6 protein-coding genes are annotated in these 6724 nt (G+C 61.0%); all 6 read left to right on the plus strand.

The annotated features are described in order from the left end of the window. Positions 1-249: 249 nt before the first annotated feature. The 6 genes from Q0341_RS07585 (at position 250) to Q0341_RS07610 (ending at position 6559) form a co-directional block, all read left to right on the plus strand. Positions 250-2169 carry an ATP-binding cassette domain-containing protein gene (locus Q0341_RS07585; RefSeq protein WP_299511726.1) on the plus strand — a complete coding sequence of 640 codons (1920 nt, stop codon included), beginning with the start codon at positions 250-252 and terminating at the stop codon, positions 2167-2169. 65 nt (positions 2170-2234) lie between these two features. Further along, a complete protein-coding gene (locus Q0341_RS07590) occupies positions 2235-2852 on the plus strand; it encodes a LysE family translocator (protein WP_299511728.1) in 618 nt (205 codons plus the stop codon). 10 nt (positions 2853-2862) lie between these two features. Continuing rightward, complete coding sequence (locus Q0341_RS07595; protein WP_299511730.1) at positions 2863-3786, plus strand: DMT family transporter; 924 nt, start codon at positions 2863-2865, stop codon at positions 3784-3786. A 24-nt stretch (positions 3787-3810) separates the two neighbouring features. Continuing rightward, positions 3811-5004, plus strand: coding sequence for a PLP-dependent aminotransferase family protein (locus Q0341_RS07600; RefSeq protein WP_299511733.1), 1194 nt, complete (start codon positions 3811-3813; stop codon positions 5002-5004). Between the two features lie 2 nt (positions 5005-5006). Next, a complete protein-coding gene (locus Q0341_RS07605) occupies positions 5007-5621 on the plus strand; it encodes a glutathione S-transferase (RefSeq protein WP_299511735.1) in 615 nt (204 codons plus the stop codon). A 14-nt stretch (positions 5622-5635) separates the two neighbouring features. Next, entirely contained in the window at positions 5636-6559 is a 924-nt protein-coding gene (locus Q0341_RS07610) for a PhzF family phenazine biosynthesis protein (RefSeq protein ID WP_299511737.1), read from the plus strand. Positions 6560-6724: the final 165 nt, after the last annotated feature.

The following is a 6724-nucleotide window of genomic DNA, read 5'->3' on the forward strand; positions in this document are numbered from 1 at the left end:
GTTTTGCTACGCTGCGATCAGCGAAGCCTTATATTATGACACAGTTTTCAGCGCTGCGTCAAGTTTTTGAAAATTTCTTTGAATACTGGGATCTTTTCATCAACCTCTTCGCCGCGCTTGCTTGATCTCTTTCGAAAGCCTCAGTTGTGTGCAGCGAAGCCTTAGATTATTGCACAGCTTTTTAGACCTTGACAAGTATTTTGAAGTCTTTGTTCATTTTTTCTGCTTCCTCACCCGGATAATGAGCCCATGGCTTTACTCACACTTTTGAACGCGTCCTTGGCTTTTGGTCATGTCGCACTCCTCGATCACGCAGATTTCTCCCTGGAGACATCCGAGCGCATCGGCTTGATTGGTCGCAACGGCACAGGCAAATCGTCCTTGCTCAAAATACTGGCGGGCATAGAGCGCCCTGACGACGGCAATCTGCATTTGCAGCAAGGCGTTCGCATTGCATATGTGGCTCAGGAGCCCATCCTGGTGCCTGAGCACACCATTTTTGAGTCTGTGCGCGAGGGCTTGGCAGAAGTTGTGCAATGGATAGACGATTACACGCACAGCAGGGGTGACCTGGACACTTTGCAAGGGCAAATTGAATCTCGCGATGGTTGGGGGTGGGAGCAGCGGCTTGACGAAACCCTGCAACGCCTGCAATTGGACCCCAATGCAGTCGTGCAATCGCTGTCTGGCGGCATGCGCAAACGCGTGGCCTTGGCACAAGCCTTGGTGACCCGTCCTGACGTCCTCTTGTTAGATGAGCCCACCAACCACCTGGACCTGAACGCGATCACTTGGCTGGAAGACCTGTTGATCGACTTCAAGGGCAGCGTGATCGCCATCACCCACGACCGCGCATTTTTGGACCGTATCGCCACCCGCATTGTGGAATTGGACCGAGGCAAGCTGCGCCCTTACCCGGGCAACTACGCCGCCTACCAAGTGCAAAAAGAAGAGCAACTCGCTCAAGAAGCCGTGATTCAGGCCAAGGCCGACAAACTGCTGGCCCAGGAAGAGATTTGGATTCGCAAAGGTGTGGAAGCGCGCCGCACCCGCAGCCAAAGCCGGATCACGCGGCTGCAAAACCTGCGCGGCGAACGCGCCGCACGCCGTGAAAAAGTGGGCAACGTGAAGATGGAAGTGGCCTCTGGCGTGCCGAGCGGCAAGTTGGTGGCAGAGCTGACCGACGTGACCAAAAGCTTCACCCAGCCGGACGGCAGCGTGCGCACCGTCATCCAAAAATTCACCGGCACTTTGCTGCGCGGCGACAAGATTGGCTTGCTGGGCCCCAACGGCGCAGGCAAAACCACCTTGCTCAAACTGATTTTGGGCGAGCTCGAAGCCGACAGCGGCGAAGTGCGCCGTGGCACCAAGATGGAAGTGGCCTACTTCGACCAAATGCGCGACGCACTGGACCTGGACGCCACGCTTGAAGACTTCATCAGCCCCGGCAGCGAATGGATCGAGATTGGCAACAAGCGCCAACACGTCAAGAGCTATCTGGGTGACTTTTTGTTCTCGCCCGCACGCGGAACCTCGCCGGTGCGCTCACTGTCGGGCGGTGAGCGCAACCGCCTGCTGTTGGCCCGCTTGTTTGCCCGCCCGGCCAACGTGCTGGTGCTGGACGAACCGACCAACGACCTGGACATCGAGACCTTGGAGCTGCTCGAAGAGCTGCTGCAAAACTATGAAGGCACCGTGTTCTTGGTCAGCCACGACCGCGCCTTCATGGACAACGTGGTCACCGGCATCATCGCCTGCGAAAGCGCACCGGACCAGCCCGGCTTCTGGCGCGAATACGAAGGCTCGGTGCAGGACTGGCTGGTCCAGTCCAAGCGCGCTCAGGCCATTCGGGCCCAAGCGGCGCAGCGCAACGGCACACCACCTCAGGCCACCCCAGCCGCAAGTCCCGTTACGGCATCCGCAGCCCCCGCAGCAAGCGCGCCAACCCGCAGCAAGCTCAGCTACAAAGAGCAGCGTGAGCTGGCCGAGCTGCCGGCGAAGATTGAGAGCTTGGAAAAAGAGCAAACCAACGTCCGTGCGCAACTGTCCGATGGCAGTGTTTACCAGCGCGACCCCGGACTGGCGCAACAACTGTTCCGCCGCGACACGGAAATCGACGACCAGCTGCTGGCCGCAATGGAGCGCTGGGAAATTTTGTCGGCCCGCTGAGCATTAGCCCGAAGCCCCGAACCCCTAAGGACTCCAAAGGCTCCACTTCATTCGACATCATAGCCATGACCTCTACCGAACTCAGTGCGCTGTTGGTGCTGGCCACCGTGAGCAGCTTCACACCGGGGCCCAACACCACCTTGTCGACCGCGATGGCCGCGAACCACGGCTTGAGCCGGGCCATGCGCTTTGTGTGCGCGGTGCCAGTGGGCTGGGGGATTTTGTTCACACTGTGCGCTACAGGACTGGGCAGCCTGGTGGTGGCTTGGCCACCGCTGCACTGGGGCATAGTGGTGCTGGGCAATGGGTATTTGCTTTGGCTGGCATCGCGTTTGTGGCAAAGCGGCAGCTTGCAGCAGGCCGACAGCGCCAAGCTGCAAGTGGGTTTTGCGCAAGGCGTAGGCTTGCAGTTTCTAAACATCAAGGCCTGGATGTTGGCGCTCGCCATTGTCGCAGGCTGGGTGGCCGGGCGTGAAGATGCCACGGCACGCACGATGGTGCTGCTGCCCATCATGGTGGCCTATGGCTTTTTGAGCAATCTGACCTACGCGGTGGCAGGCTCGCTGCTCAGGCATTGGTTGACTCACGGCAAGCGCTTGCTGGTGTTCAACCGCTGCATGTCGGCGGCCCTGGTGGCCACCGTGGCCTGGCTGCTCAAAAGCTTGCAGACACAGGTCGCATGAAAGCACCGTGATGACACCCCTTCCCCAAACACCACAACAGGTCAACCAAGGTCTCTGGCTGGGCCTTTTAGGCGTGGTGATTTTTGGGCTGACCTTGCCCATGACGCGACTGGCCACAGGGACAGCCGATGCGCCACAACTTTCGCCCTGGTTTGTGACATGGGGCAGGGCCGCATTGGCCGGTGGCTTATCGGCGATTTACCTGATCGCGGTTCGCGCACCCTGGCCCTTGTCTGCGCAACGCCGATCACTCGGGCTGGCCCTGCTGGGCAATGTCATCGGCTACCCCTTGCTCTTGGGATGGGCGTTGCGCCATGTCACCGCCAGCCACGCGGCCGTCATCACCGCCTTGCTGCCACTGGCCACCGCTGCCGCTGCGGCTTGGCTAATGCAACAGCGCGCTCGCCTTGGGTTTTGGGTATTCGCAGCGCTTGGCAGCAGCTTGGTCGCCATTTACAGCGTATTGCGGGCAGCACAAATGGGCCATGGCTTTGGCCTGACCTGGGCCGACACCTTACTGCTGGGAGCAGTGGTGGCCGCTTCGCTGGGCTATGTGGCCGGGGCCAAAGTCACGGCCAGCATGGGCGCTGAAAAAGTCATCAGCTGGGTGTGTGTGATGGCGCTGCCCATCACGCTGCCCGGTGCCTGGCTCACCTGGCCGGAACACGCCATTGCCCCGGCCTCTTGGCTGGCCCTGATGTATGTCGGGGTGTTCTCCATGTGGGCGGGCTTTTTTGCCTGGTTCCGCGGCCTGTCGCTGGGCGGCCCACTGCGGGTGAGCCAAATGCAGTTGCTGCAGCCCTTCATATCGATCCTGGCCGCAGTGCCTTTGCTGGGGGAATCGCTGGACACGATGACAATGGGCTTTGCATTTCTGGTGGTGCTAACCGTTTTTATGGGCCGGCGCATGGCCACCCCACCAGCACCAAAATAGACACATTCTCAAGGAGCGAACGCGATGAACTGGAACCTGGCCCGACGCGCCGAAAAAATGAACCCCTCAGTGATCCGCGAGATCCTGAAAGTGACCGAAAAGTCCGGCATCATCAGCTTTGCAGGCGGCCTGCCCTCGCCGCTGACTTTCCCGATCGACGCCATGCGCGTAGCCAGCGAGCGCGTGCTGCGGGATGACGGCAAAGCCGCCCTGCAATACGCCGCCAGTGAGGGCTACGCCCCCTTGCGCGAATGGGTCGCGCTAGACCTGCTCAAGCAAGGCATGAATGTCAGCCCCGACCAGGTGTTGATCACCACCGGCAGCCAGCAAGGCCTGGACCTGGTCGCCAAAATCCTGATCGACGCGGGCAGCCGCATCTTGGTCGAAACCCCCACCTACCTGGGCGCACTGCAAGCTTTCACGCCCATGGAACCAGTGGCCGTATCGGTCAACAGCGACGACCACGGCGTGGACCCGGCCGACCTGCGCGCCAAAGTCGGTACCGGGGCTGATAAAGCCCGCTTTGTGTACCTACTGCCCAACTTCCAGAACCCCACCGGCCGCACCATGACCGAAGAACGCCGCGCCGCCGTGGCGCAGGTGGCGATCGAGTCTGGCTTGCCTATCATCGAAGACAACCCCTACGGCGACCTGTGGTTTGACGCGCCTCCCGCGCCCTCACTCAGCTCGCGCCACCCTGAAGGCAGCGTTTACCTGGGTTCCTTCTCCAAAATCCTGGCCCCCGGCCTGCGCCTGGGCTACTTGGTGGCCCCCACAGCGCTTTACCCCAAGCTCTTGCAAGCGAAACAAGCGGCCGACCTGCACACACCCAGCTTTAATCAGCGCGTGGTGGCCGAAGTGCTCAAAGACGGCTTCATCGACCGCCATGTGCCCACCATCCGCGCGCTGTACAAACAGCAATGCGAAGCGATGCTCGCCGCCCTAGACCGCGAAATGGCGGGGCTGGGCCTTTCCTGGAACCGCCCGGTGGGCGGTATGTTCCTGTGGGTGCAACTGCCCCAGGGCATGAAAGCCATTCCCCTGCTGGACAAAGCGGTCGAAAAAGGCGTGGCCTTTGTGCCCGGCTCGGCGTTTTACGCCGGGGCCGCCAACGAAAGCACCCTGCGCCTGTCGTTTGTGACCGCCACCGTCGACCAGATCAACACCGGCATGGCCGCGTTGGCAGCGGCGATCCGTGAATCCATGCCCAAGGCATAAACATGCTCAAAATTTGGGGACGAATCAGCTCCATCAATGTTCGCAAAGTCGTTCTCTGCGCGCAGATGCTGGACATCCCCTTCGTGCGCATGGATGCAGGATTGAGTTTTGGGGTGGTCAACACCCCGGATTACCTGGCACTCAACCCCAACGCCATGGTGCCTGCCATCGAAGATGGGCCTTACACCCTTTGGGAATCCAACGTGATCGTGCGCTACTTGTGCGCACGGGAGGGTCGGCTCTGTCCTTCAGACTTGCAAACCCGTTTTATTTCAGAGCAATGGATGGATTGGCAACAAACCACGCTCAATCGGGCCAGCGGCGTTGCGTTTGTTCAATGGATTCGAACACCCGAAACGCAACGAAACCACCACCTCATTGCGCAATCGGTCGAAGCCACCGAACCCCTGTTCGCGTTGCTCAACGAACAATTGCAACACCGCCCGTTCATTGCAGGAGATCAACTGAGCATGGCCGACATTCCCCTGGCATGCGAAGTCCATCGCTGGTGGGGTCTTCCCCAAACCCGCCCCAGCTGGCCGCATCTTGAACGTTGGTATGCCCAAATGCGCCAGCATCCCGGCGCTGTAGGCGTGCTGGATTTGGCCTTATCTTGAAAGACGACTGAACCATGACCGCCCGCCCCTTTCAACAAGTCGACGTTTTTACCGACACCGCCTTTCTGGGCAACCCGCTGGCCGTGGTGCTGGATGGCACGGGCCTGAGCGATGCGCAAATGCTGACCTTTGCCGCCTGGACGCAGCTGAGCGAAACCACCTTTGTGCTGCCGCCCACGCCCGAAGGGTCCGCAAGCGGGGCCGACTATCGGGTGCGCATTTTCACGCCCGGGGCCGAATTGCCGTTTGCGGGCCACCCCACGCTGGGCACGGCACACGCTTGGCTGAGGGAGGGCAACACACCCCGGCAAAACGGCCAACTGGTGCAGGAATGCGGTGTCGGTCTGGTGAGTTTGAAGCAACTGGGCGAGCGCTGGGCTTTTGCGGCGCCACCGCTGAAGCGCTCGGACATCTCGGCCGAAGACCTCGACCCGGTGCTGGCCGCTTTGGGGCTGGACGCCTCGGAAGTGATAGCCGCGCAAAACCTGAACAACGGCCCACATTGGCTGGGCCTGCTGGTGGACAGTGTGGGCACGGTGCTAGCCCTGGAGCCCGATCACGCCGCCCTGAAAAAGCTGGGCACCAAAGTCGGTGTGGCAGCCCGCAGGCAAGCGCCAGCGGGAAGCCTGATACGCAGAGCCAACCGCGAAGCCCGCGCCTTTGCACCGTCAACCCGCATTGCCAATGACCCCACCGACCTGGAAGTGCGCGCCTTCGCCGCCCCGGTCGGCATTGCCGAAGACCCGGTCACCGGCAGCCTGAACGCATCGCTGGCGCAATGGCTGATGGCCGACGGCCACATGCCTGCCGCCTACAGCGCCCGTCAGGGCACGGTGCTGGGCCGCTCCGGCCAAGTGTTTTTGTCGCAAGATACGCATGGCCAAGTCTGGGTCGGCGGTGATGTGGTCGGCTGCATTCAGGGCACAGTGAACTTGTGAGCCCGGCGTGTGCCGCTGCACAGCGTCCCGCTGGTGCCCGAACCGGCCCCAAAGCTCCGCCCCTGATCACCCCAGCGACAGGCGAAAACGCACAAGCTGCGCACAATGACAGCCCATGGGAACACTTTATTTGGTCCGCCACGGACAAGCCTCTTTCGGGGCCGA

It is taken from the genome of uncultured Limnohabitans sp. (assembly GCF_937889215.1).
GTDB lineage: Bacteria > Pseudomonadota > Gammaproteobacteria > Burkholderiales > Burkholderiaceae_C > Limnohabitans_A.